We start from the raw sequence: 26,985 nt of genomic DNA, 5'->3' as shown, positions 1-26,985 counted from the left end.
GACGTGCTGGATGGTCGTGCTCGGAACGTCCTGCCGAGGATCCGTGCCGTGTGGTTCCTGCGCGCTGGCGTTTCCGACGCAGGCAGACCCGACACGGCTGGTCAGTTCCTTCGCCGTCGGGGCGTCCGGACCGGCGGAACACGCCGTCAACCCGAGCGGGACGGCGCCGACGACCAGGAGTGCCGTGACCGCGGGGAGGCGGTGGCGGTTGCGTGCGGTGTGCGTCATGTGACCAGCACACCGGACCGGGTGTTTCGCCCCCGGCGCCCGACGGGTTACACCGACGAAACGTCGACGCACAGGCCGCCCTCGGGGCGCGCGGTGACGTCCAGCCGCCACCCGTGCGCCTGCGCGATGGACGCGACGATCGACAGCCCCAGCCCGCTGTGCCGCCCGCCGTCGCCGCCGGGGGCCTCCGGGCAGCGTCGGAACGGCTCGACCAGCAGCGGGGCTACCTCGATGGGCACGACGGGTCCGGAGTTCTCCACGACGAGCCCGTCGTCGCGGATGGTCACACGGACGAACCCGCCCGGTTCGTTGTACTCGACGGCGTTGCCGACGAGGTTGGCGAGGAGCTGCCGCACGAGCGTCGGCTCGCCCCGCACGAGGGGACGGCCAGGAGGCACGACGAGCGTCTCGTGGGACAACGTCACGGCCGCCTCGTGGGCGCCTCCGGTCGCTCCCGCGACGACCTGCTCGGCGACGAGGCCGAGATCGACGTCCTCGGCCGCGCCCGCGAGGCCGCGGTCGGCCTCCGCGAGCACGAGCAACGACTCGACGAGGTGCTCGGTGCGCCGGTTCTGGTCGAGCAGCTGCTCGCGGACCGCCCGGACGTCCCCGGGGTCCGCGCCGTCGTCAAGCCCGATCTGCACGGCTGCCCGCTGCACGGCGAGCGGTGTCCGGAGCTCGTGGGACGCCTGCGCGACGAACCGCCGCTGGCTCTCGAACGCCGTCTCGAGCCGGTCGAGCAGGTCGTCGACGGTGCCGGACAACCGGCGGAGTTCGTCGTCGGGGCCGTCGAGGGCGATGCGCTCGTGGAGGTTCGACGCGGTGATCCGGTTCGCGGTCTCGGTGATCCGGTCGATCGGTCGGAGCATCCGTCGGCTGACGAACCACCCGAGCACCCCGGCGACGATGCCCGCTCCCGCGATGCCGATCGCCGACCACTGCCACTGCTGCGCTGCGACGACGCGCACGACGGAGAGGGTCGCGGACCGGTCCGCGGTCTCGTCCGACGGCCGGGCGGCACCCGCCGGGAGCGGAGTCGCCGAGGCCGCACCGTGCATCGGCTCGTCGTCGCGCAGTGCCGTCGTCGAGACGAACTCCCCGACGCCCGCCTGCGACATCAGGTTCGAGAACACCACGACGCCGGCCGCCAGCACCATCGCCGCGAGCGCGAACACCAGTGCGGTCCGGGTGCGGATGCTCCAGGTCCGCACCACCCGGTTCACAACGCGTACCCCTTCCCCGGCACCGTCCGGATCGGGTCGGGGTCGCCGAGCTTCTTCCGGAGCTTCGACATCGTCACCCGGACCGCCGCGGTGAAGGGGTCGATGTTCATGTCCCACACCTTCTCGAGGAGTTCCTCGGCGGAGACGATCCGCCCGTCGGCCCGGAGCAGGGTCTCGAGCACGCCGAGCTCCTTCGAGGTGAGGTCGAGCGGCCGTCCGTCGCGCGTGACCATGCGTCGATTCGTGTCCACGAGCAGCCCGGCACGTTCCAGGACCGGAGCGACCGGGGCGACGCTGCGCCGGCCGAGCGCTCGGACGCGTGCGACGAGCTCCGGGTACTCGAACGGCTTCGCCAGGTAATCGTCGGCTCCCAGCTCGAGCCCGTGCACCCGGTCGGTGAGGGTGGTGGCCGCGGTGAGCATGATGATCCGGGTGAGGCTCCCCCGGGCCGCGAGCCGGCGGGCGACCTCGTCCCCGTGCAGTCCGGGGACGTCCCGGTCGAGCACGACGACGTCGTAGTCGTTGACGGCGAGCAGCTCATCGGCGTGGTCGCCCCGGTAGGCGACATCCACAGCCATGTCCTGCCGGGTCAGGCCCTTCGCGACGAGGTCGGCCAGGGCGATCTCATCATCCACCACGAGTACTCGCACACCAGTACTACATGCGATGTTCCTATGAGCCGGCTGGGTCGACATGGACCGTGCCCGCCTGTTCATCGATGCGGATGACGAACTCTGTGCCGCCGGGTCCGGGGACGAGGGCGAGCGGGACGGTGTCGATGCTGAGGTGGTCCATGCCCCCGAGTCTTCGCGAGGGCGTGTTTCGTCCCCGTAACCGCACGGGCGACGACTCCGGCTCAGGCGTCGAACGGCACCTCGCCGTCACGGCTCACCCCGGCACGCTGCCGGTACGCCAGGTGCCCACCGAGGTACCCGCCGACGCCGACCACCGCAAGCCCGGCGAAGCCGAGGAGCTTGCCGGCACCGTGGTTCCCGTGCTTCCGCTGCATCCAGGACAGCCCGTACAACGAGATGCCTGCCCAGTTCACCGCCTGATGCACCCAGCCGGTGCGGAGCTGTTCGCGGTCGAGCTCGGACCAGTCGACGTACCCGGCGACGGAGGCGCTGCCGGACGACACGATCCCGACACCCACGAGCGTCTTCGCGGCCCGCGCGTTGCCCTTCCCGCCGATGAGGTCGAGGACCGCCGCGGAGATCCACGCGCCGAGTGGGACCTGCACCATGAGCGGGTGCAGCGGGTGCCCGAACGGCACGCCGTGCAGGAGTTGTCGGAGGGCCTTCGGCTTCGCGAGGGCGCGGACGACGGAGCGGTCGATGTCGACGGCCTTGTCGAGCACGCTCGCGTGCTCGACAGCGTCGGTGAGGCGACGGATCGCGCGGATCTCAGGCATGCACTGTACGTAAGCACGGGAGGCCCGGTGCCGGTCCCAGGGACCGGCACCGGGCCTCCCGTCGGTTGCGTCGACCGCCCCCGCTACTCCTCGACGATCTCCGCCAGTTCGAAGGGCTCGACGACGAGTTCCTCGCCGCTCGGAGCGACGTCCACGCGGACGGTGTCGCCGTCGCGCACCTCGCCCGACAGGATCGCCCGCGCGAGGCGGTCGTCGATCTGCCGCTGCATGAGCCTGCGGAGCGGACGCGCGCCGTAGACGGGGTCGTACCCGCGCTCGGCGAGCCAGCCCCGGGCGTCCGGGGTCACCGCCAGCTCGAGCCGGCGATCGGTGAGTCGTCGGGCCAGCCGGTCGACGTCCAGCGACACGATCTGCCCGAGGTCCTCCTCGGTCAGCGACTGGAACACGACGATGTCGTCGAGCCGGTTGATGAACTCGGGACGGAACGCCTGCTGCACGAGCTCCCGGACGGCTTCCTCGCGCTGCACGTCGCTCAGGGACGGGTCGGTCATGAACTGCGAGCCGAGGTTCGACGTCAGGATGAGGATCGTGTTCCGGAAGTCCACGGTCCGGCCCTGCCCGTCGGTCAGGCGACCGTCGTCGAGGACCTGCAGCAGGACGTCGAAGACCTCGGGGTGCGCCTTCTCGATCTCGTCGAGCAGCACCACGGAGTACGGGCGGCGCCGGACGGTCTCGGTGAGCTGCCCGCCGGCCTCGTAGCCGACGTACCCGGGCGGGGCGCCGATCAGGCGCGCGACCGAGTGCTTCTCGCCGTACTCGCTCATGTCGATGCGGACGAGGGCCTTCTCGTCGTCGAACAGGAACTCGGCGAGGGCCTTGGCCAGCTCGGTCTTGCCCACGCCGGTCGGGCCGAGGAACAGGAACGACCCCGTCGGGCGGTCCGGGTCGGAGATGCCGGCGCGGGTACGGCGGACGGCTTCGGACACGGCCGTCACGGCACTGCGCTGCCCGATGATCCGACGGCCGAGCTCGCTCTCGAGGTGCAGCAGCTTCTCGGTCTCGCCCTGCAGCAGGCGCCCCATCGGGATGCCCGTCCACTGCGCGATCACGGCGGCGATGTCCTCGTCGGTGACGCTGTCGTTCACCATCCGGTCGGCAGACTCGGCCTGTTCGGCTGCGGCGAGTTCGGCCGCGATGCGGGGCTTCTCGGCGTACTCCAGCCGAGACACCGTGGCGTAGTCGGCTTCGCGCTGGGCACGTTGGCTCCGCATGTTGAGGTCGTCGAGCTGCTGCTTGAGCTCGCCGATCCGGTTCAGGCTCGCGCGCTCGGCCTGCCAGCGCTGCTCGAGGGCGGCGAGACGTTCCTCACGCGTGTGCAGTTCGTTCCGCAGGGTCTCGAGACGCGCCTTCGAGGCGTCGTCCTTCTCCTGCTTCAGCGCGAACTCCTCGACACGCAGGCGGTCGACGTTCCGCTTGAGCTCGTCGATCTCGACCGGGCTGGAGTCGATCTCCATGCGGAGACGACTGGCTGCCTCGTCGATGAGGTCGATCGCCTTGTCGGGCAGCTGACGCCCGGAGATGTACCGGTTCGACAGGCTCGCCGCCGCGACGAGGGCGGAGTCGTTGATGGAGACCTTGTGGTGCGCCTCGTAGCGCTCCTTGAGCCCGCGGAGGATCGCCACGGCGTCCTCGACACTGGGCTCGCCGACGTAGACCTGCTGGAAGCGGCGCTCGAGGGCGGCGTCCTTCTCGATGTACTCGCGGTACTCGTCGAGGGTCGTCGCACCGATGAGCCGCAGTTCGCCGCGGGCCAGCATCGGCTTGAGCATGTTCGACGCCGCGACGGAGCCCTCGCCGCCGCCCGCGCCCATCAGCGTGTGCAGCTCGTCGATGAAGGTGATGACCTGGCCGTCGGAGTCGTTGATCTCCTTGAGCACGGCCTTGAGCCGCTCCTCGAACTCGCCGCGGTACTTGGCGCCGGCGATGAGGGCGGAGATGTCGAGCGACACGAGCCGCTTGTCCTTGAGGGAGTCGGCGACGTCACCCGCGACGATGCGCTGGGCGAGTCCTTCGACGACGGCGGTCTTGCCGACGCCGGGTTCCCCGATGAGCACGGGGTTGTTCTTGGTGCGGCGGGTCAGCACCTGGCTGACGCGCCGGATCTCGGCGTCGCGGCCGATCACCGGGTCGAGCTTGCCGCTCCGGGCGATCGCGGTGAGGTCGACGCCGTACTGCTCGAGGGCGGTCTTCTGACGCTCTTGGGAGTCAGGAGCGCCCTGGAGGTTCGCCATGCCGTTCGTCCTTTCTGATCAGGGTGGATCGATACCTTGAGTCTACTCGACTCAAGTTCGATCCGGTACCCCGTCGTTGCGGATCCCGACCGCGCTGACGACCGCACCGGCGAGCAGGAGCAGCGCCATCACGACCATGGCACGGTGCAGTCCCGCGACACTCAGCTCGCCCCCGAGGACGACCCCGGCCAGCGCCACCGTCACCAGTCCGGCGACCCGGGCGACCGCGTTGTTCACCGCCGACCCGGACCCCGCCTCGGACTGCGGCACCGATCCCAGGACGGCACTCGTCAGCGGGGTCACCATGACGGAGATCCCCGCCCCGATCAGCACCAGCCCCGGCAGCACCGACCACCAGTACCCCGTCGGGTCCTCGCCCGCGACGAGCAGCAGGAGCGCCCCGACGGCAGCGATCGCCGGCCCTGCGGCCATGAACCACCGCGGTCCGTACTTCCCCGCGAGCGACCCGACCGTGGTGGAGAGCAGCAGGAGCATCACCGTCGGCGGCAGCGTCGCGAGGCCCGCCGCCCACGCCGGGAAGTGCCAGACCTCCTGCAGGAACAGCGTCACCACGAAGAAGACCATGCCGAGCGCGCCGTAGATCGACAGCGTCGCGAGGTTCCCGACGGCGAAGTTCCGGGCACGGAACAACGCGAGCGGGACGAGCGGCGCACCGGTGCGCCGGGTGACGTGCAGCTCCCACGGCACGAACGCCGCGAGCGCCACCGCACCGATCACGAGCGCACCGAGCACGACCGGTGCGCCCCACCCCAGGCGCTCCTGCTCGATGAGCCCGAGCACCACGCCCCCGACGCCCAGGACCGCGAGCACCGCACCGACGACGTCCACCCGGGCACGCGGACCACCGCGGACCTCGGCCCGGATGCGCCGCACGAGCGGGATCGTGACCGCGATCGGGATCGCCGTGAGCACGAAGATCCACCGCCAGCCGATCCCGTCCACGATCAGGCCGCCGACCACCGGCCCGAGGATCGTCGCCGCACTCGACCACGCCGTCCACGTGCCGATCGCCTTCGACTGCGCCGCCCCGCGGAAGGCCGCCACGATGAGCGCGAGCGCGCTCGGGGTCACCAGCGCTCCCCCGACGCCCTGGAACGCCCGCGCCGCGATGAGGACCTCGCCCGTCGGGGCGATCGCACACGCCACCGATGCCACACCGAACACCACGAGTCCCCACGTGATGATCCGGACGCGACCGAACACGTCCGACAGGGACCCGGCCACCAGGATGAGCGACCCGAGCGTCACCAGGTAGGCGTCGACGGTCCACTGCTGCACGACGAGTCCCCCGCCGAGCTCGTCCCGGATCGCCGGGAGCGCCACGTTCACGACGCTCGAGTCGAGCCCGACGACGAACGACGCCAGGATCGCGACGACGAGCACCACGCGCCGGTCGTCGCGGAGGGGCGCGGTGGCGTGCGCTCGGGCGGTGGTCATGCGCTCATCCTCCACCCGCGCACCGACGCCCGCGACTGCACCCGCGCACCCCGGCTCGCACCGTACGACGGGCGCCCACGCGCGCAGGCTCGCACCGTGCGACTGCTGCCCGACGTCGTGAGCAGGAATGGCCGGGTCGCGCGCCGCCACCCGACGATTTCTGCTCACGAAGCGCCCGGCCCCGAAGCCGCGCACTACGAAGACCCCCAGCCCGACCCCGCGCACGACGAAGCCCCCGCGACCGATGCTCGCGGGGGCTGCCGACAGGACGGGGCTGGGTGTCCTAGCTGCGGTGGTCCGAGTTCGGCTGGACCGAAGGGCCGGGGTTGACGACCGGCTGCGGAGCGGGCTCGGCCGCGGTGTTCGTCACGGTGGTGTTCTGCACACCGGTGTCGGAGACCTTCGCCTTCTTGTCGTCGTCACTCATCTCCTTCTTGAAGATGTTGATCGACTGACCGAGGCCCTTGGCGAGCGCCGGGAGCTTGGTCGCACCGAACAGCAGGATGACGATCCCGAGGATGATCAGCAGGTGTACGCCGCCGAGGTTTCCGAGCATCATGACTCCTTGATCTGGAACTGGTCGCTGTTCTCGTGTCGTCGTCGACACGTGCAGCGGAAGTCCGTGGTTCCCCCATCGTAACTCGCACGGCGCGGGAATCCCAGGCCGGTTGCCCGAACGGACACCGTTCGCACAGACAAGGGCGTCAGTAGGCGCCCCGGGAGCGCAGCACGGACGGGATCGTCCGGGCCAGGATGACGATGTCGTGCACGAAGGACCAGTTCTCGACGTAGTGCAGGTCGAGCCGGACGCCGTCGGCCCAGTCCAGGTCGGAGCGCCCGCTCACCTGCCAGAGCCCGGTGATGCCCGGGGTGACGAGCAGGCGTCGGTCGGCGAAGTCCTCGTAGAGTGCGACCTCCCGCGGGAGCGCCGGCCGTGGCCCCACGAGGCTCATCGACCCGGTGAGCACGTTCCACAGCTGGGGCAGTTCGTCGAGCGACGTCTTCCGCAGGAACGCGCCGGCCCGGGTCACCCGGGGGTCGTCCTTCATCTTGAAGAGCGGTCCCGCCCCCTGGTTCGAGCTCGCGAGCGCCGCCATCCGTGCTTCGGCGTCGACGCACATCGTCCGGAACTTGAGGATCGAGAACTCCCGACCACCACGACCCACACGCGTCTGTCTGAAGAAGACCGGGCCGTGGTCGTCGGCCCGGATGACGAGCGTGATCACGGCGAACACCGGGGCGAGGACCAGCAGCCCGACGCCCGCACCGACCACGTCGAGGGCGCGCTTGCCGAACCGCTGCCGGTAGTCCGGGGTCTCGACGTGCATGAGGGGCAGACCATCAACGGGCCGCTCATGCACGCGCCCGGCAGCGATGTCCGCCAGGGGCGAGGAGACGACGAGTTCGACGCCGATCTCCTCGAGCTGCCAGCCGAGCCGACGGAGCCGTTCGTGCCCACCGGCGATCGAACCGGCCACCACGACCGCCGTGACCCCCTCGGTCCGCGCTCGGTCGAGGACCCGGGCGATGCCGTCGACCACCGGGGCCTCCGCCCCACCGAACGCGATCGCCGCCCCGGGCTCCACGCAGTCGGTGATCACGGCGCGGACGCGGTACCCGGCGGAGGGCGTCGCGGCGATGCGCCGGCCGACGTAGCGGACGTCGTCCAGGTCCCCGACGAGCAGCACGTCCTGCAGGCTCTCACCACGGGCACGGCGTCGGGCGAGCGCGGTCCGTGCTCCCTTGCGGCCCAACGCCAGCAGGAGCAGTCCGAGCGGGAACGCGATCGCGACGTAGCCGCGCGCGAGGTCGATCTGGACCGCGTAGGCGACCGCGGCGACCGAAGCGACGGCGATCAGGCTCGCCGTCACGAGCCGCCGGTACTCGTCGCCGCCGACCCCGACGATCCGGGGGTCACGGGTGCGGAACACGTGGAGCAGGAGCATCCACGTGCCGATCAGCACCGGCGCGACCACGAACTCGGTCCAGCCCGACCCTGCGGCACCGACGGGCAGTTCGCCCGGGAACCGGACGAGGTGGGCGACGGTGAACGCCGCGCACAGAAACCCGAGGTCGAGCAACGACAGCGAGACGCGCCCACGGCCGGCCCCGCGCGCAGCGACGGAGCGCGCCGGAGCCTGAGCCGTGGCGAGCGATCGCAGCGTGAGTGACATCGGGAGCCCTCCGGTCGGCGTCCGGCCGGGTTCACCGACCGGGTGCCGCTGCCGCTCGGGTCGCGACGTGGAGCAGCACCGCGGTCAATATATCACGGTGATGTTTCGGACATCAATGCCGGAGAACGCGGTCCAGGCTCCAGAACACGGGCTCCGCCGTCAGCGCCGGGACGTCCGCCTCGGTCACGCCGTGCAGCCGGAAGGAGACGCGCTCACCGGGCAGCAGGGTCATGAACCCACGGTCGACGGTGCCGTCCGCGGCGATCCGGTCCGGCTGGAGGAGCAGGTCCCGCACCAGCCCGATCGCCTCCACCACGAGGTCGAGACCGCCGGGCGCCCCGTCAGCACCGGTGAACGGCGTGAACGTCGTCCGGTACCGTGCCGGCTCCCACCGCATGTGCTTGTCCGGCGCCGGCGTCCAGACCGCCCGTCGCCAGTCCATGTCCGCCACGACGAGTTCGTTCGTCGGGTCGTCGACCACACCGACGGACTCGGGCAGGGACACCACGGCCACACCCGCTGCGGACAGGTGCACCGGGAGCGTGGCCTCGGCGAGCACGGTGCCCGACAGCGTGATCCGCCGCACCCGCACCACGCTGTCGTGGCCGGCGCGGGTGGAGCGGACGGCGACCTCGACGGGCGAGTTGCCGAACGCCCCGGGCGACACCCCGAGCGAGAGGGTGTCCGCCAGGTCGCCCAGATCAGCCGTCTCGCCGGCGGGAGTCGACGACGCGGGGCGATCCGCGCCTCCAGGCCGGTCCGAGCCGTCCGCCGGAGCGTCGGCCGACACGACCGACGAAGCGTCGGCCGACACGACCGAGGGAGCGCCGGACGGAGCGTCGGCCGGCGCGTCACCCACGGCGCCACCCGTCGCGACGGCAGCCGACCCCGGGGACGACACCGGACGGATCGTCAGCAGCACGTCGTCGTACAGCCGACGCAGCTCGTGCGCGAGCGGCTTCAGCCGCCCCGCCGAGTCGATCGCCGACCACGATGCGACCGGCCAGAGGTCGTTGAGCTGCCAGACGACGACACCGGTGTTGCGCGGCCAGTGCGTGCGCCAGTGCTCGACGCCCGTCGCGACGGCACGCGTCTGCTGCAGCTGCGTCAGGTAGTGCCACCGGTCGAAGTCGGTCGGCGCGACCGCACCGAACCGCGGTTCGATCCCTCGGGCGAGCTTGCCCATCCCGTCGGCGGCCTTCTGGTGGTGCACCACACCGGGCGAGTCCACCCGCAGCGGCTCGTCGGTGACCGCGTCGCGCAGCGTGCGCCAGGCGGGCGGCGCCTGCCAGCCGAACTCCGAGACGAAGCGCGGCACCGAGTCGCGGTAGGCGGTGTCGGGCAGCCGGTTCCAGACGTCCCACGAGTGGTGCGTCTCGTGGTCGACGTCGTTCGGTTCGAGCGACTCCGCACCCGACCACGGCGACGCCACCGTGTAGAAGCGCGACGGGTCCACCGCGTCGACGATCGTCGGCAGCAGGTCGAGGTAGTAGTCGAGCCCCCACCCGCGGTCGCCCAGGGTGTCGCCCCAGCCGTCGACGTCGTGCAGCCAGACGTTCTCGTTGTTGCCGTTCCAGACCACGAGGGACGGGTGCCGGGACAACCGGGCGACGTTGTCCCGCGCCTCGGCGATGACCTCGCTGCGGATCGGTTCGCCCTCGGGGTAGGCCGAGCAGGCGAAGGGGAAGTCCTGCCAGACGAGCAGTCCGAGCTCGTCGCAGACCTCGTAGAAGTCGTTCGACTCGTAGACCCCGCCGCCCCAGACGCGCAGGAGGTTGACGTTCAGGTCGGCCGCCGCCCGCAGGCGCGACAGCACGCGCTCGCGGGAGACCCGCGAGACGATGACGTCGTCCGGGATCCAGTTCACGCCACGGACGTCGATGAGCGTGCCGTTCACGTGCACGTTGAACGGCTTACCGACCGCATCCGAGGCGGTGTCGATCCGCGTCGACCGGAACCCGGTGCGGAACGCCGAACGGTCGAGCACCTCGCCGTCCACCGTCTGCAGCTCGACCACCACGTCGTACAACGGCTGCTCGCCGTAGCCCCGCGGCCACCAGCGCTGCACCTCCGGGACCCGCACGGTGACCACGGTCTCGTCGTCCCGCGGCGTGAGCTGCGCACGGGAGCGCTGCCGCGTCGACGCCCCGTCGACGGTCTGCCCGCTCACCGTGACCACCAGCACGAGGTCGTCGTCCTCGCCGTCCTGGTCGAGGTCGTTCAGCCCCGAGCGCTCGACGGTCAGGTGCGCGTCGAGCACGCCCTCGCCGGCCTCGACGTCGACCAACGGCCGGACGTCCCGCAGGCGTGCCGTCGACCAGCGCTCGATCGCGACCGGACGCCACGGGCCGCTCGTCACCGCCGTCAGCCCCCAGTCCCAGCCGAAGTTCGACGCCATCTTGCGGACGTACGGGAACGGCTCGTCGTACGGCCCGGGCATGCTGCCCGCCTTCGCAGCGACACGACCGGCTTCGCGGTAGGGCGACTCGAACAGGAGCTCCAGGGTCTTGCTCCCGCGGCCCACCCCGCCGGTCTGGTCGCGCGCGTCGAACCGGTAGCGGCGGTGCATGTTCCGGGTGGTGCCCACGACGACGCCGTCGAGGCTCAGCTCCGCCACCGTGTCGAGTCCGTCGCACACCAGGTCGACGCGTTCGAAGCCGCGCGGGTCGACGTCCACGGTCCGCTGGTAGCTCCAGTCGGCCCGACCGACCCACTTCGCAGCGTCCTCGTTCCGGTCGAACGCGGGATCCGGCAGCAGTCCCTCCCGCTGCAGGTCCGTGTGCACCTGGCCGGGGACGGTCGCCGGGATCTGCCGGCGCACGCCGTCCGGAGCGCCGGCCGGCACGGCGTCGCCGGCGATCGTCACGGTCCAGTCGTCGCGGAGTTCCTCGCGTTCGAGGGTCATGCGGGTCCTTCTCTGGGCGGACGGGTTGGTGCCCACCTCGGTCGGGACGCCGGCCGGGGGCCCGCCCCAGGGCCGGTCGTTCGGCCTGGAGGCGCGGCACCGGTTTGCCGGGCGTCGTCGCGTTCGCGCGCGCGGACGCTGGTGCGGACGCGCGAGTGGGTGCTCGGCGATGCTAGTACGACGAGCTTTGGCGCAACCCATGCACCGCCCCGGTTCGGCGTGCATCGTGGGGTGGGTGATCTCCATTCCGCTCGCCCGATCCCTCCGCGACGCCGGGCTCCGCTGGCACCCCACGACCGGCGACCGGTTCGTGATCGACAAGCCCGGGGTCGACGACGACGTCTACACCGTCTCCGAGATGACCGTCGAGCGGCACGACTACCCGTCGGGCACCGTGCTCGGGTTCAACGGCACGACCGAGTGGGCGCTCGACTCGGTGGACGCCTCGGAGTCGCTGTGGCTCCCCCGCGAGGACCAGCTGCGGGAACTGCTCGGTCCGGCGTTCGTGTCGCTGACCGCGGGGTACACGGTGACCGCCACGATCGACGGCGCTCAACGGACCTTCACAGACCCGGTCGCCGCCGAGGCGTACGGGGCGGCGCTCCGGGCGTACATCGCCGCGGCGCTGGACTGACCCGCCCGGCTGGGCGTTCCCGGAATGGCTCCTGGGGGCCCTTTGGTTGCATGGCACCATGACCGTTCCGAACATCACCCTGAACGACGGCAAGACGATCCCGCAGCTCGGCTTCGGCGTCTTCCAGATCAAGCCCGAAGAGACGAAGGCCGCCACCCTGGCCGCGCTCGAGGTCGGCTACCGCCACATCGACACCGCCGAGATGTACGGCAACGAGAAGGAGGTCGGCGAGGCCATCGAGGCGTCCGGCATTCCCCGCGAGGAGATCTTCGTCACCTCGAAGCTGAACAACGGCTTCCACGACCCGGAAGCAGCGGCGGAGAACGGCAAGAAGTCGGCCGACCTGCTCGGCGGCTACACCGACCTGTTCCTCATCCACTGGCCACTGCCCACCGTGTCGGACTTCGTCCCGACGTGGAAGGCGATGGAGGAGCTGTACCGCGGCGGCACCGCCCGCTCGATCGGTGTGAGCAACTTCCAGGCGCACCACCTCAACCGCCTCGCGGCCGAGACGACCATCACCCCGGCCGTCAACCAGATCGAGGTGCACCCGTACCTGACGCAGGACGAGCTCCGCGCGTACGACCGTGAGCACGGCATCGCGACCGAGGCCTGGTCGCCGATCGCGCAGGGTCTCGTCCTCGACGACGAGACCATCACCCGCATCGCCGGCAACGTGGGCAAGTCCGCGGCGCAGGTCGTGCTCCGTTGGCACATCCAGCGCGGCGACATCGTCTTCCCGAAGTCGGTCACCCGCGCCCGCGTCGAGGAGAACTTCGCGATCTTCGACTTCGAGCTCTCCGACGAGGACATGACCGCGATCTCGACGCTCGACAAGGGCCACCGGACGGGTCCGGACCCGGACACGTTCGACTACATCCCGGCGTAGGCCGCGGACGGACGAAGGGGCGGTCGCCGTGCGGCCGCCCCTTCGTCATGCGCGGCGCGATGCGGTGACGGTGAACTTGTCGGTGCGGGTGACCTGGCGGGTCGAGCCGACGAGCCGCTCCAGCACGGGCCGGTAGCGCAGGTGCGAGTTCCAGACGCACCACAGTTCGCCGCCGGACTGGAGGATCGTGGCCGCGTTCCGGAACATCGCCTCGGCCGCGTCGGTGGTCACCGTGGTGTCCGCGTGGAACGGCGGGTTGCAGAGCACGAGTTGCGCCGAGCCCTCGGCGAGCTCGTCGCCCGCGTCGGTCCGGAGGACCTCGACCCGGTCGGCCACACCGTTCGCGGCGGCCGTCGCACGCGTCGAGGCCACCGCGATCGCGGAGACGTCCGTCGCGATCACCTTCGCCATCGGACGGCGTCGGGCGACGGCCGCGGCGATCACGCCGTTGCCGCAGCCGAGGTCGACGACGACCCGTGCGGTCGGCACCGCGGCGTCCATCGTGTCGAGCAGCACCCGGGTGCCCTGGTCGAGCGAGGTCCCGGCGAACACACCGCCGTGCGCGACGAGGGTCATGCCGAGGTCGTCGACGTGCACCGACCGGGGCCAGGGGTTCGTCGCGTCCGCCCGGGTGGCCGAGGCGCGGAGCGGGTCCTGCGCGATGAGGAGCCGGGACTTCCCACGGCCTCGGGACGCGGTGACGTCGCCGAAGTACCGGCGGAGGACGTCGTTCTGCGACAGGTTCATGTGCTTCGACACCCCACCGCACAGCAGCACGACGTCGGGTGAGGCGAACCGGGCGACGGCGCGGGCGATCTCGTCGAGTCGGTCGTTCGACTTCGACAACCGCAGCAGCACGAGCCGCACGTCACGGAACGCCTGCTCGAGCGAGTCCGGGTGGTGGAAGCCGCGGCGGCCGAAGGTGCCGGCGTTGGCCTCGAGCGCGCGCACGCCGACGAGCGAGTCCTGCACGACCCGGACGTCCGAGGCGCCGTGCACCGTGATCGCCCCGAGCGTCAGCACCCCGTGCCGGTCGTCCACGACGGCGACCTCGCCCGGCTGCCGGAGGGCGTCGCCGTGCACGTGCGGCGCCTCGTCGAGGATGAACCGGTCCGTGCCGTCGATCGCGATGAGGTCCGCGGCGGCATCGTCACGGCGGCGGAAGAAGTCGGCGAAGTCCGGTGGCACGGCGCAAGCGTACCCACCGACACCACGAGCGGGCGGCCGATCAGGGGTCCTGTGCACGCGCATGGTTCACCCAACCTTCGATATGTTAATATTTTGCATACAACTATCCGAGGAAGGCTCCCATGCGTTCGTTCACGATCATCCCGATCGCAGCCTGCACCATCGCTGCGTCACTCCTCGTCCCGCTGGACCTCCAACCGGCGACCGCCCATGCAGCCGCCTCGGCCGCGCCGGACTCGAACCGGGCCGCGCAGATCACCGTCGACGTCCCGGCGATGCCCGTCGGCGTGACCTCGGACTGGATCCGAGTCCAGCACTCCGGACTGTTCCAGGGCGTCCTGACGGTCACGGCTCCGGCCGGCACGCGGATCGTCGCGGCCGACGCCGACATCCGCCCGATGGCCGGGTCGATCGCGGCGGGCGGCGCGACCGCGACCTGGTCCGGGGCCACGACGACCTGGGACAGCAAGTGGCGCGTCGCGAAGTTCCGACTCGTCGCGGACGCCGATGCCCCGCTCGGGACGCGCGACGGGGGACGCGCCGTGATCGCCGACGGGAGCGGCGCCGAGCTCGCGTCCGGTTCGTTCGCCGTGCACGCCGCTGCTGCGTTGACGGCCACGCCCCCGCCGATCGCGATCGGGCAGACGAGTGACTGGATCCAGATCGCTCCGTCGCACACCGTCCGTGGCGAACTCACCGTCACGGCGCCGAACGGCACCACGATCGTCGCGGCCGACGCCGACGTCCGCCCCGCTCCCGCGTCGATCTCGGCGGACGGGAAGTCCGCGCACTGGTCGGACCCGACCATGACCTGGGCAGCGGACTGGCGTGTGCCGAAGTTCAAGCTCAAGGCCGTGTCCTCCGCCGTCGGCAACCACTCGAAGGGCTCCATGACGGTCGTCGACGGGACCGGGCCCGATCCGCAGGCGATCGGGAGCTACCAGTTCGTCGCCCGCGGCGCCCTGCCCACGTCGATCGTCGACTCGGCTGACCGCTCGAGCACCGAAGTCCTCGTGCACGGGATGGGTCGCGCCGACACCGAACAGGCGCGCGAACACCGGAGCATGCGTCACAGCGACCTGCAGCCGACCGGCCGGTTCGTCCGCGTCGGCGACGTGCTCGAGGTCGCGGTGCCGTCCGGTGCCCCGGCGGTCGGTGTCCGCATCGGGTTGTACGGCGACGCGCACCAGGGCGTCAACACCAGCGGATGGCAGGCCCTGACCGCGACACCGGCCGGTCGGACCACGAGCATCACGGCGACGAAGGACGGGATGGTGTTCCTGGAGAGCACCGCCCCTCGCGGCTCTGCGACCGTCCGCGTCACCGGCGGGCAGAGCGTCCCGACGTTCGTGATGGGACAGACCAGCGACGCCGACTTCACCGCGCAGCTCGCCGACATGCCGAACGCACCGATCTTCGAGGTGGTCGGCAACCGCATCTTCGGCGACTTCCAGTCGCGCACCCGGGGACACGTCCCGAGTGGGATCACCGAGCGGGTGCAGCTGTGGGACGACATCGTCGAACTCACCAACGACATGCACAACCTGCACGATGACGCGACGGGGGCCGCCCGGAAGTCGCCGCACCGCATGTACATCGCTTCGCCCGACACCGGCTCGGGCTACGCGAACGCGAGCCACGAGCGGATCATGTTCCAGGTGTCGACGGGAGCCGCCCGCGATGTCTTCGCCGAGGTGCCGGGTGAGGTCTGGGGACTCTTCCACGAGATCGGTCACACCTACCAGACGCCGTCGTACAACTGGAGCGGACAGGGTGAGGTCGCGGTGAACGTCTCCTCGCTCTACGTCGAGAAGCGGCTGGGACTCAAGAGCAGCCTGGACACCCCGAGCGATCTGAACAAGTTGCGTTCGTGGTTCTCGAAGCCGGTCGAGGAGCGCCAGTACGGCTCCGCGGACATCTGGGTACGTCTGACGATGTACGACCAGCTCCGCCGAGCGTTCGGCGACGAGTTCTACCCCCGGCTCAACCAGGAGCTGCGGACCGGGCTGCTGTTTGGTGACAACACCGCCACCACCACCGCCGAGCAGCAGAACCACTTCGCGCTCACCGCCGGGCGCATCGCCGACCGCGACCTCTCCGAGTTCTTCCGGCAGTGGGGCATCCCGCTCACGGACGCCTCGAAGGCAGAGCTGTCGAAGCTCCCGGAACTCAGCGTGCCGATCTGGGAGAACATCGACCCCAAGCAGACACGGGTGGAGCACGAGCTCCCGTCCGTCGGCACCCCCAGCGGCACCGTCCGTACCGACGAGACGGTGGTCGTCGGCCAGCGGCGACTGCAGCGGGCCCCCGAGGTCTCCGGGCTGTCGAGCCCGGACGGCGGGAACGTGACGATCGGTGGCCACGCCGTGACCGCACTCGACCCGGGCACGGGCACCGTCAACGTCGAAGCGCGCGACTCGCGTGGTCTCCGTGAAGCACTCCAGACATCGGTCCCCGTGTCCGCCGGCAACTCCGTCAAGATCCTCGGACAGTCCGACCGCACCGTGATGTGGCTGAGCCTCGTGCCGGGCAGCAAGGAGCTGCGTGTCGTGCCGCGGACGACCTACAAGGCCCACACGTCCTGGGCGGGCAAGGAGTACGTCAGCCTCGAACTGCGGTCCGCCGACGACGCCGAGTCCCTCGGCAAGTGGAGCATCCGCGGCGACGAGACCGCACACGCCCTCGGCGCACGCTTCGACGAGCACTACGAGGACGGACAGATCATCGTCGTCCGACACCAGCAGAACAGCGGGATGGTCGGCTACACCGACGGGACCCAGATGTCTGCGTCGTCGGAGCGTGACCAGCGGTTCCGGATCACCGGCGACCGCTTGGTCCGCCTGGGGCCGATCGCACCGCTCCCCGGAGCGGACACCACGCTGCGCCCTGGAACCACGACCGAGGTCACAGCAGGGCTCGAGTTCCACGCCGACACGACCGGGGCTTCGGGCGCCGTGACCTTCACCGCACCCAAGGGGACCACGTTCGACTCAGCCATCGGCAAGGAGCTCCTCGGCAACTACCGTCCGGCCGGCGGTTCGTGGTCGACTGCGACCGGGTACGCGCGTCTGTCCGACGTCGTCCGGAGCGCTGACGGCTCTGAACTGCACGCGAAGTACACGTTCACCCAGGACTCCGTCCGGGGCTACGACCGGGGCGACCAGCTGCGATGGCGGCTGCCGCTGACCGTGCCGACCGATGCTCCCGCCGGCGACGGGTCGCTCGACTTCGCGTTCACCGGAACGAGCAACGCCGGGGCGATCGACATCGCGGGGTCGACTGCGACATCGATCAAGACGAACAACGGGAACGTGTCCGGTGACGGACTCGGCTTCCCGACGGACGTCGAGCACGGTGCGACCGGTGAGGTCGTGGTCGGGCTCCGGACCACCGGAGAGGTGACCGCGTTCGAGGACACGTCGTTCCGCGTCACCGCCCCGGAGGGGACCACCTTCTCGGACGCGACCGGGACCGTTCCCGTCGAGTACCAGCACGCCGGTGACGAGGGATGGACGACCACGAAGTCCAACGAGACCGCGCTGAGCGTGTCGGACGACGGCCGGACCGCGACGGTCACGTTCGCCACGACCGCCGGGTTCAAGCTGCACGACGGCTCGGGCTTGCGGATCCGGGTGCCGATCACCGGCGTCACCGCCGAGGCCTCCGGCACGGCGCACTTCGAGGTGACCGGCACGACCGACCGCGGCCGGTTCACCGCATCGGGCGACAGCACGGTCACGGTGGGCCCGGCCGCGCCGGTGACCGACCTCGTCGTGACGAGCCCGGCGCAGGACTCGGTGGTGTACTCCGATCGGCCGGTGTTCTCCGGCACGGGGCACGAGGGCGCCACGATCACGATCCGCGGGACCGTCCGCGTCGTCGCCACCACGACGGTCCGGGACGGCAAGTGGTCCGTGCCCGCTGCGTTCGACCTGGGGGCGAACTCCTACGCCCTCCGCGTCACGCAGACCGCGGGTGGCGAACCGCAGCACCGGGACATCCTGTTCCGGACGGCTCCGGGGGCGACGGCGGACCTCGTGGTGACGAGCCCGCTCCAGGACTCGGTGGTGAACGCGAAGCGTCCGGTCTTCACCGGCACGGGCCACGAGGGAGCCACGATCACGATCCGTGGAACCGCCCGGGTCGTCGCGACCACGACCGTGGTGGACGGAACGTGGTCCGTCCCCGCGGACTTCGACCTCGGGAACGGTGCGTACGCGCTCACCGTGCACCAGACGCACGGCAGCAGCCAGCCGAAGAAGCAGGACGTCCGCTTCACGGTGCGGTAGGGCTGACATGGACGCACGAGAGCGCTCTCGACACCTGGTGTCGGGAGCGCTCTCGTCGCGTGCTGGCGGTCAGCGCGGCCCGCGGTACAGCACGATCTGCGTGTTCCGCTGCGGCCGCGACCCGGCCTTCAGCGAGATCGCCGCACCCGTCGCGGTCGCCGCGAACACCCGCGCGCCCGGCCGGTTGATGAGCTGGTCGGCGAGGGCCGTCTCCAACTCGCGCACCCGGTCGCGCAGTTCCTTGTTCTCGTTCTCGAGCTCGAGGACCCGTCGGATCCCCTCGAGGGAGACCCCCTCGGAGCCGAGGCGCGCGATCTCGCGCAGCTGCGCGATGTCGCGCATCGAGTAGCGGCGGGAACCGCCGCGGGTGCGGCCGGGCACGACCAGGCCGAGCCGGTCGTACTGCCGCAGGGTCTGCGGGTGCATCTCGGCCAGTTCGGCCGCCACCGCGATCGCGAAGACGGGCGAGTTCTCGTCCATGTCGGTCATGGCGTGTTCCTTTCCGTCGTCCGCGTGATCTGGAAACCAGACCGGAGGCACGGCGCGCGTTCCTGACGGAGCCGCGCCGCGCCTCCAGGCCGGGTCATGCGCGACTAGCCGCGCGCTTTCGCGAGAAGGTCCTCACGAGGGTCTTCGTCGGGCAGGGTCTCGGCGAGTGCCTCGACGGCCTCCCGCTGCTTGTCCGACAGGTGCGACGGCACCGCGACCTGCACGGTGGCGAGCAGGTCGCCCGTCCCGTTCTTGGTCGTGACACCACGCCCCTTGACGCGCAGGACGCGACCCGACGGCGTGCCGGGCGCGACCTTGAGCTTCACCGGGTCGCCACCGAGGGTGGGGACCTGGATGGTCGCGCCGAGCGCCGCCTCGACGAACGTCACGGGGACGTCCACGCGGAGGTTCTGCCCGTCGCGCTCGAAGACCGGGTGCTTCCGGACGGTGACGGTGACCACGAGGTCACCGGCCTCCCCGCCGTCGGGCGACGGTTCCCCGCGCCCGCGCAGCCGGATCTTCTGGCCGTCGGCGACGCCCGCGGGGATGCGGACGTTCACCGGGCGGCCGTTGCCCTGCGACAGCTTGACGGTGTCGCCGGCGATCGCCGTGGTGAAGTCGAGGGTCGTCGTCGCGGTGACGTCGCGCCCCTTCGTCGGTCCGCCGAAGCCGCGGTAGCCGCCGGAGGGCTGGCCGAAGCCACCGCCCCCGCCGAACATCCCGCCGAGGATGTCCTCGAACCCACCGGCACCGCCGCGACCGTTGCCGGGCTGGCCGAAGCGGACGCGCTGTCCGCCCTGGCCACCGCCGAACATGCCGCCGAAGACGTCCTCGAACCCGCCACCCTGGCCCGGGCCACCCGCCGTGAAGCGGGCGCCCGAACCCATGGCGCGGACCTGGTCGTACTCCTGGCGCTGCTCCTTGTCGGAGAGCACCGAGTACGCCTCGCTGATCTCCTTGAAGCGGTTCTCGGCGGCGGTGTCCCCCGGGTTGGAGTCCGGGTGGAACTGCCGCGCGAGCTTCCGGTACGTCTTCTTCAGCTCGGCGTCGGAGGCGTCCTTGGAGACCCCGAGGACCTTGTAGAAGTCCTTGTCGAACCAGTCCTGACTGGCCATGGATCACCTACCTCCTGTCCGTGCTCAGGCCGGGACCGCCACGGCGACCTTGGCCGCACGGAGGACGCGCTCACCGAGCTTGTAGCCCGGCTCGACGACGTCCGCCACGGTCTGGCCGGTGGCGCCCGGGGTGGGGAGCTGCACGATGGCCTCGTGGATGTTCGGGTCGAAGGACTCGCCCTTCTCACCGATCTGCACGAGCTTGAACTTCTCGAAGCCGCCGCGGATCTTCTGGCCGATGACCTGCATGGGGCCCTCGGTCAGGTCACCGTGGGCCTCGGCGCGGGTCAGGTCGTCGAGCGCCGGAAGGAGTGCGCGCACCACTTCGGCGATGGCGACCTCGCGGTTCGCCTCCCTGTCGCGCTCGACGCGCTTCCGGAAGTTCACCAGCTCGGCCTGCGCCCGGAGCATGTCCGCACGCATCTCGGCGACCAGGTCACGGTCCTCGGTGCTCAGCTTGTCCTCGGCGATGCCGCGGGCGGCGTCGGCCAGCAGGGCCTCGTCCTCCGGGGAGAGGTCGTTGGCCGCGTCGGCTGCCGGACCGCCGGCGGCGGGCCCGTCCGTCGGTACTTCGACGTCCGGCCCCTCCGCCGCGATGAGGTCCTCGGGCTCCTGTGCGTTGGTGGCGTCGCCCTCGACCTGGGGCTCGTCCTCGTTCGGCACGTTGTCCTTGGGGTCCGTCATCTACTTCTTGTCCTTGTCGTCCTCGTCGTCCACGACCTCGGCGTCGACGATGTCCTCGTCGTCGTCCGCTGCGGGCTGCTCACCGGCGGGCTGCTCGCCGCCGGCCGCGGCGCCCGCGTCCTGCTGCGAGTAGATCGCCTGGCCGAGCTTGCCCTGCGACTCGTTGAGCTTGTCGAAGGCGGTCTTGACGGCGTCCTCGTCCTCACCCGCGAGGGCCGACTTCAGCGCGTCGACGTCGGCCTGCACTTCGGACTTGACGTCCGCGGGGAGCTTCTCGTCGTTCTCCTTGATGAGCTTCTCGATCGAGTAGACGAGCTGCTCGGCCTGGTTGCGACGCTCGTTCGCCTCGCGACGGGCCTTGTCCTCGGCCGCGTGCTCCTCGGCTTCGCGGACCATGCGCTCGATGTCCTCCTTCGGCAGCGACGAGCCGCCGGAGATGACCATCGACTGCTCCTTGCCGGTGCCCTTGTCCTTCGCGGACACGTGCACGATGCCGTTGGCGTCGATGTCGAACGTGACCTCGACCTGCGGGACGCCACGGGGGGCCGGTGCGATGCCGGTGAGCTCGAACGTGCCGAGCGGCTTGTTGTCGCGGGTGAACTCGCGCTCGCCCTGGAAGACCTGGATCGCGACCGACGGCTGGTTGTCGTCAGCGGTCGTGAACGTCTCGCTCCGCTTGGTCGGGATCGCGGTGTTGCGGTCGATGAGCTTCGTCATCAGGCCGCCCTTCGTCTCGATGCCGAGCGAGAGCGGCGTGACGTCGATGAGCAGGACGTCCTTGCGCTCGCCCTTCAGCACACCGGCCTGCAGCGCGGCGCCGACGGCGACGACCTCGTCCGGGTTGACGCCCTGGTTCGGGGACTTGCCACCGGTGAGCGACTTGACGACCTCGGCCACGGCGGGCATGCGGGTCGAGCCACCGACGAGCACCACGTGCGCGATGTCGTTGACCGAGACACCGGCTTCCTTGATGACGTCGTTGAACGGCTTCTTGGTGCGGTCGAGCAGGTCGGAGGTCATCTGCTCGAACTGGGCGCGCGAGATGGTCTCGTCGAGGTTCAGCGGGCCGTCGGCCGTCAGCGTGAGGTACGGCAGCTGGATGCTGGCGCTCAGCTGGCTCGACAGCTCCTTCTTCGCCTGCTCGGCGGCCTCCTTGAGGCGCTGCTTCGCGATCTTGTCGGTCGACAGGTCGACGCCGTGCTCGTCCTTGAACTTCTTGATGAGGAAGTCGACGATGCGCTGGTCCCAGTCGTCGCCACCGAGGCGGTTGTCACCGGAGGTCGCACGGACCTGGATGGTCGAGAAGTCGTCGTCCTTGCCCACCTCGAGCAGCGAGACGTCGAACGTGCCGCCACCGAGGTCGAAGACCAGGATGAGCTCGTCTTCCTTGCCCTTGTCGAGCCCGTACGCCAGCGCGGCGGCGGTCGGCTCGTTGATGATGCGGAGGACGTTGAGCCCGGCGATCTCACCGGCGTCCTTCGTGGCCTGGCGCTCGGCGTCGTTGAAGTACGCCGGCACGGTGATGACCGCGTCGGTGACGTCCTCACCGAGGTACTGCTCGGCATCGCGCTTGAGCTTGCCGAGGGTACGGGCCGAGATCTCCTGCGGCGTGTACTTCTTGCCGTCGATCTCGGTCGTCCAGTCGGTGCCGATGTGGCGCTTGACCGATGCGATGGTGCGGTCGACGTTCGTGACCGCCTGGCGCTTCGCGGTCTCGCCGACGAGGACCTCGCCGTCCTTCGTGAACGCGACGATCGACGGCGTGGTGCGGAGACCCTCGGCGTTGGCGATGACCGTGGGCTCGCCGCCTTCGAGGACGGAGACGACGGAGTTCGTGGTGCCGAGGTCGATGCCTACTGCACGTCCCATGTGGTGGTGCTCCCTTTCGTTGGGTGCCGGGGTGCCCGGCGCGTGGTGCTGAAGTCTGCGGACTTGCGTCCGATGGACTCAACTCTACCCCGGACGGGAGGCGCGTCAACTCTGGGAGCTGAAAGTTGCGTCAGCGCGTGGCAAGTTTATGCTGCTCTACCGATATTGCACGTTCTGTATTTCATGTGATATTTTGATATGACGCGGCGTGCCCTCGCTGGTTGTCCGCGTGTCTCCTGTAACCCGACCCGGCCACCCGACATCACGGCGCCGGGCCATCACAGAAAGCACACCCATGCGAAAAATCAGCAAGGCAATCGCCGCGGCCGGTCTGGCCGCCGCGACGGTCGTCTCCGGCCTGAGCCTCGGCCCCGCCGCCGTAGCCGCTCCGGCATCGTCGCCCGACGAGGTCAGTTCAACTCAGCTCATCTTCGAGAGCGCACCGGGCGTCTACTACGCGTACAAGGATGGCTGGAACACGTACTACTCGCAGTACAGCACGCTTGCGGCCGCGCAAGCGGACGCGACGCGCCTCTCGCTCACGAAGCAGAGCGATGGATCGTACTTCCTGCGGAGCCCGAACGGGTGCGTGTTTCCCTCGATCACCGGCACAAGTGGCGGCGGAGTCACCGGGACCCGGTTCCTGAAAGCCGCCGGCTCGTGCCGGAGTGAAAAGTTCCGATTCAGGAGCGACGGCACTGTCTCTGTCTCGAGTTCCGAGATCGGGAACACCCCGATCGGCGCGATTGGTGGGGGCAGCACCCCCGGGGTCACTTACTCAGGCCTCGGCCTCGGGACGCCGGGTTGGCAGTTTCGTGGCGAGTCCCCCGTCGTAGAGAACGGTGGTTTCGATGCCGAGGGCGTCGGGACGGCTGCGACGGTGGAGGCTGGGGAGACCAAGCCCGTCCGGTTCGGGGCGAAGGTGAATACCCGCGTCACGTCGATGACCGGCACGACGGTCACGGTCACCGCGCCGGCCGGAACGACATTCGCCCGCGACACCACCACTATCAGCGGCGAGTACCGCGATGACGAGGACGCCGCGTGGAAGGAGGCCGACTCCCTCAAGCTGACCGGTTCGGTCTCTTCCGACGGCCGCACCTTCACCGGCACGATGACTGACACCGGCTCCAGCTTCAAGCTCAACCCGGGCAACACGGCGCGCTGGACCGCACAGATCTCTGCTCCGGCTGACGCGGCCGAGTCGCAGGGCGATCTCGACTTCGCCTTGCAGGGCACCTCGAACGCAGGCGCGTTCCAGATCGCCGGCAGCTCGCCGGCGACGATCACCGCTGCAAACGGCGGCCTGCTCGCCAAGGGCGTCGGCCACCCCGACACGATCCAGCCCAGGCAGACCAAGGAGATCCAGTTCGGCGCGACCGCGTCCGGCAAGATCACGAGCATGAGCGACACCGAGATCGTCGTGACCGCTCCGAACGGCAGCACCTTCACGCCCGGCCAGACCACGCTGGACACCTACTACCGGTACACCAGCGACGACGAGTGGACGCGAAGCGTCTACAGCCGCATCACCGGTGAGGTCAGCGCCGACGGCAAGACCTTCACCGGCACGTCCAACGGCTCGGGCTTCACCTTCCCCGCGGGGTCCGAACTGCGCTGGGGGATCAACGTCGTCGGCGGTGACACTGCCGGCACGAACAACCTCGGCTTCCAGCTCACCGGCACCAGCAACATCGGCACGTTCGACGTGCAGGGAAGCTCCGCGGTGACCGTTGCAGCAGATGCCCTCACGGTGAAGGTGGAGTCGCAGGACGACGCCGCCCGGACCGCGGAGGTCTCCGGCACCGCGACCAAGGGTGCGGAGATCTTCAACGGCACCACCAAGATCGCCACCGTCGACAACGACGGCACGTGGTCCGGCACCATCAAGGACCTCGCCGCCGGCCAGAACACCATCACGCTGGAACAGCGCCTGAACGGCACCAAGATCGACGACGAGCGTGTCACCGTCACCATCGTCGACCGACTGATCGGCGAGAACGGCCCCCCGGTCGAGCTGAACCGCGGCGCCGACACCACCGTCCACGCCCACGTCAAGACCAACACTCGCTACACGGTCACCGACGGTGAGATCGTGTTCACCGCTCCCGCCGGCACCACCTTCACCACCGGCCAGAACACCATCACCGGCCAGTACAAGACCGGGGACAACTGGGGCGCGTCCACCAACCTCCACCTCACCGACGGCACCCGCTCCGCCGACGGGAAGACCTACACCTACAACTGGGTGAACGTCAGCGAGATGCGCGATGCCACGCAGATCCGCTGGGGCATCAAGGTCGCCACCCCGAAGAACGGACCCGCGATCGACAGCACCCTCCAGTACGCCATCACCGGCACCAGCAGCACCGGCACGTTCGCCGCGACCGGCACCACCAAGACCACCGCGGCTGCGGACGAGGACGAGACGGTGAAGCTGACGGCGGACGCCGCCTTCGACGCCACCGATGCCCTCAAGCCGGCGATCGTGTTCGGTGAGGCAACGCCCGGCGCGACGATCGTGCTCAAGGACTCGCTCGAGAACATCATCAACACCACCACGGTGCGCGCAGACAAGAGCTACTCCCTGACGATCCCGCCGAAGTCCGCGAACCCCGGCATGAACGACTTCACCGTCACGCAGCGGATCGGCGGCGTCGACCGCGACTCGGCCCCCGTGTCGCTGGACTACGGCACGCCGGAGCCGATCAACGTCACCTCGCCGGAGAACGGCTCGATCGTCGACAAGAACGGTCTGACCTTCACCGGCACCGGTGACAACGGGGCCCGCGTCGAGATCCAGGGCTTGGTCCGCACGATCGCTGTCGGTGCGGTTTCGAACGGCACCTGGACGGCGCCGGTCACGGTCGACCTGTCCGACAACGTCTACAACCTCCGCGCGGTGCAGATCACCAAGGGTGGCCTGCAGACGTCGCAGCCGATCACCGTGACGATCCTGGACCAAGCGATGGCCCCGCTCACCGCGACGGCCGCGTTCGATGCACGGGACGAGAACCTGCCCGCGACGATCTCCGGGAACGCGCAGATCGACGCAACGGTGACCGTGAAGAACGACAAGAACGAGGTCATCGGTTCGACGAAGGCGATCGGTGGGAAGTACTCCATCGTGATCCCGCCCGCCAAGGCGACGTTCGGCATCAACACCTTCTCGATCACCCAGACCGCGAAGGGCAAGGAGTCCGAGCCGCTCAGCCGGAGCCTCGACTACGGCAACCCCGTCGCTCCGGTCATCACGTCCCCGGCGAACAACGCCGTGGTCCCGGCCGGCAAGGTGACCTTCACCGGCACGGGTGCCTCCGGCGCCCGGGTCGACATCAAGGGCACCGTCTCCACCATCGGCACCGGATCCGTCACCAACGGAACCTGGTCCGTCGACACCCGCGAGCTCACCCCGAACGTCTACCGGCTCTTCGCGGTCCAGACGAGCAAGGGTGGCCTCACCAAGCAGGTCGAGACGCTGATCGACGTCCGGAAGAAGCAGGTCACGGAACTCACCGCGGCCGGTTCCTTCCCGATCGAGGTCGACCAGAACGCGGTCATCTCGGGCAACGCCCACACCGGCGCCACGGTCATCGTCCGCGAAGGTTCCGCCGCCATCGGCAGCGCGACCGCAGTGAACGGCAAGTACTCGATCGCGATCCCGGCAGGCGCCACCGGCCTGCGCCAGTTCACCGTCACCCAGACGGTCGACGGCGTGGTCTCGGCTCCGAAGTCGGCGTCGCTCGACTACGGCACGGTGACGCCCGTCACGGTCGAGAGCCCGACCAACGGCGAGGTCATCAAGGGCGGCACCGTCACCTTCACCGGGCACGGTACCCCCGGCGCCAAGGTGATGGTCAACGGCACCGTCAGCCAGCTCGGCTCCACCAAGGTCGACGACGACGGCGAGTGGGCACTCACGCTCAACCGCACGCTCACCCCGCAGGCCTACACCCTGTCCGTGAAGCAGACCACGAAGGGCAACGTCGTCGGCAACGCCGTCACCCGCACCTTCACCGTCATCAAGTAACACCGCACCACCGCAACGGGCGTCCCTCCACCAGGAGGGACGCCCGTTCGGCGTTGCCGGCGCGGAACGTCCCCGCGTGGCACAAACGGAAAGACGCGGCGCACGCACGGAGCGACGCGACGCACGGACCGAACGGTGCGACGGGAC

18 protein-coding genes are annotated in these 26,985 nt (G+C 70.0%); 4 read left to right on the top strand and 14 right to left on the bottom strand.

Annotation, left to right across the window (positions count from 1 at the left end):
• Positions 1–275: 275 nt before the first annotated feature.
• From ACRQ4B_RS05295 to ACRQ4B_RS05255, 9 genes are all read right to left on the bottom strand, one after another.
• On the bottom strand, positions 276–1,451 hold the full coding sequence (locus tag ACRQ4B_RS05295) for an ATP-binding protein (RefSeq protein ID WP_439693643.1): 1,176 nt from the start codon (positions 1,449–1,451) through the stop codon (positions 276–278).
• Positions 1,448–2,101 carry a response regulator transcription factor gene (locus ACRQ4B_RS05290; protein ID WP_439693642.1) on the bottom strand — a complete coding sequence of 218 codons (654 nt, stop codon included), beginning with the start codon at positions 2,099–2,101 and terminating at the stop codon, positions 1,448–1,450. The genes ACRQ4B_RS05295 and ACRQ4B_RS05290 overlap by 4 nt, the downstream gene beginning before the upstream one ends.
• 22 nt (positions 2,102–2,123) lie before the next feature.
• Positions 2,124–2,246, bottom strand: a complete 123-nt coding sequence (locus tag ACRQ4B_RS05285; RefSeq protein ID WP_439693641.1) for a hypothetical protein — start codon at positions 2,244–2,246, stop codon at positions 2,124–2,126.
• A 61-nt stretch (positions 2,247–2,307) separates the two neighbouring features.
• On the bottom strand, positions 2,308–2,862 hold the full coding sequence (locus tag ACRQ4B_RS05280) for a DUF2231 domain-containing protein (RefSeq protein ID WP_439693640.1): 555 nt from the start codon (positions 2,860–2,862) through the stop codon (positions 2,308–2,310).
• 83 nt (positions 2,863–2,945) lie between these two features.
• On the bottom strand, positions 2,946–5,114 hold the full coding sequence (locus ACRQ4B_RS05275; RefSeq protein ID WP_439693639.1) for an ATP-dependent Clp protease ATP-binding subunit: 2,169 nt from the start codon (positions 5,112–5,114) through the stop codon (positions 2,946–2,948).
• Between the two features lie 51 nt (positions 5,115–5,165).
• Positions 5,166–6,572, bottom strand: a complete 1,407-nt coding sequence (locus ACRQ4B_RS05270) for an MFS transporter (protein ID WP_439693638.1) — start codon at positions 6,570–6,572, stop codon at positions 5,166–5,168.
• Positions 6,573–6,855: 283 nt separating this feature from the next.
• Positions 6,856–7,131 (bottom strand): twin-arginine translocase TatA/TatE family subunit, encoded by a 276-nt coding sequence (tatA, locus tag ACRQ4B_RS05265; RefSeq protein ID WP_439693637.1) that lies wholly within the window; start codon positions 7,129–7,131, stop codon positions 6,856–6,858.
• Positions 7,132–7,276: 145 nt separating this feature from the next.
• On the bottom strand, positions 7,277–8,746 hold the full coding sequence (locus tag ACRQ4B_RS05260; RefSeq protein WP_439693636.1) for a sugar transferase: 1,470 nt from the start codon (positions 8,744–8,746) through the stop codon (positions 7,277–7,279).
• Positions 8,747–8,858: 112 nt separating this feature from the next.
• A complete protein-coding gene (locus ACRQ4B_RS05255; protein WP_439693635.1) occupies positions 8,859–11,651 on the bottom strand; it encodes a glycoside hydrolase family 2 protein in 2,793 nt (930 codons plus the stop codon).
• 235 nt (positions 11,652–11,886) lie between these two features.
• On the opposite strand from ACRQ4B_RS05255, the gene ACRQ4B_RS05250 reads away from it, so the two are divergent.
• Both ACRQ4B_RS05250 and ACRQ4B_RS05245 read left to right on the top strand, forming a co-directional pair.
• On the top strand, positions 11,887–12,285 hold the full coding sequence (locus ACRQ4B_RS05250; RefSeq protein ID WP_439693634.1) for a pilus assembly protein CpaE: 399 nt from the start codon (positions 11,887–11,889) through the stop codon (positions 12,283–12,285).
• A gap of 58 nt (positions 12,286–12,343) precedes the next feature.
• A complete protein-coding gene (locus ACRQ4B_RS05245) occupies positions 12,344–13,174 on the top strand; it encodes an aldo/keto reductase (protein WP_439693633.1) in 831 nt (276 codons plus the stop codon).
• A 45-nt stretch (positions 13,175–13,219) separates the two neighbouring features.
• On the opposite strand, the gene ACRQ4B_RS05240 is transcribed toward ACRQ4B_RS05245, so the two are convergent.
• Positions 13,220–14,362 (bottom strand): class I SAM-dependent methyltransferase, encoded by a 1,143-nt coding sequence (locus tag ACRQ4B_RS05240; protein WP_439693632.1) that lies wholly within the window; start codon positions 14,360–14,362, stop codon positions 13,220–13,222.
• A 122-nt stretch (positions 14,363–14,484) separates the two neighbouring features.
• Between ACRQ4B_RS05240 and ACRQ4B_RS05235 the strand changes: the two genes are divergently transcribed.
• Positions 14,485–18,651 (top strand): M60 family metallopeptidase, encoded by a 4,167-nt coding sequence (locus tag ACRQ4B_RS05235; protein ID WP_439693631.1) that lies wholly within the window; start codon positions 14,485–14,487, stop codon positions 18,649–18,651.
• 69 nt (positions 18,652–18,720) lie between these two features.
• Here the strand turns inward: ACRQ4B_RS05235 and ACRQ4B_RS05230 are convergent, their stop codons facing one another.
• The 4 genes from ACRQ4B_RS05230 to dnaK all read right to left on the bottom strand — a co-directional run bounded on the left by ACRQ4B_RS05230 (position 18,721) and on the right by dnaK (position 22,808).
• The gene (locus ACRQ4B_RS05230; RefSeq protein WP_071293283.1) at positions 18,721–19,131 is read right to left on the bottom strand and encodes a heat shock protein transcriptional repressor HspR; all 411 of its coding nucleotides are present in this window, start codon (positions 19,129–19,131) and stop codon (positions 18,721–18,723) included.
• A 113-nt stretch (positions 19,132–19,244) separates the two neighbouring features.
• A complete protein-coding gene (locus ACRQ4B_RS05225; RefSeq protein WP_439693630.1) occupies positions 19,245–20,255 on the bottom strand; it encodes a DnaJ C-terminal domain-containing protein in 1,011 nt (336 codons plus the stop codon).
• A gap of 24 nt (positions 20,256–20,279) precedes the next feature.
• A complete protein-coding gene (locus ACRQ4B_RS05220; protein ID WP_439693629.1) occupies positions 20,280–20,939 on the bottom strand; it encodes a nucleotide exchange factor GrpE in 660 nt (219 codons plus the stop codon).
• A complete protein-coding gene (gene dnaK / locus ACRQ4B_RS05215; RefSeq protein ID WP_439693628.1) occupies positions 20,940–22,808 on the bottom strand; it encodes a molecular chaperone DnaK in 1,869 nt (622 codons plus the stop codon).
• 295 nt (positions 22,809–23,103) lie between these two features.
• Between dnaK and ACRQ4B_RS05210 the strand changes: the two genes are divergently transcribed.
• Positions 23,104–26,838, top strand: coding sequence for a hypothetical protein (locus tag ACRQ4B_RS05210; protein WP_439693627.1), 3,735 nt, complete (start codon positions 23,104–23,106; stop codon positions 26,836–26,838).
• Positions 26,839–26,985: the final 147 nt, after the last annotated feature.

This window comes from Curtobacterium sp. SP.BCo (genome assembly GCF_051903265.1).
Taxonomy (GTDB): Bacteria; Actinomycetota; Actinomycetes; order Actinomycetales; family Microbacteriaceae; genus Curtobacterium.
The sequence above is the reverse complement of the archived record's forward strand: the minus strand, read 5'-3'. Positions and strand labels throughout refer to the sequence as shown.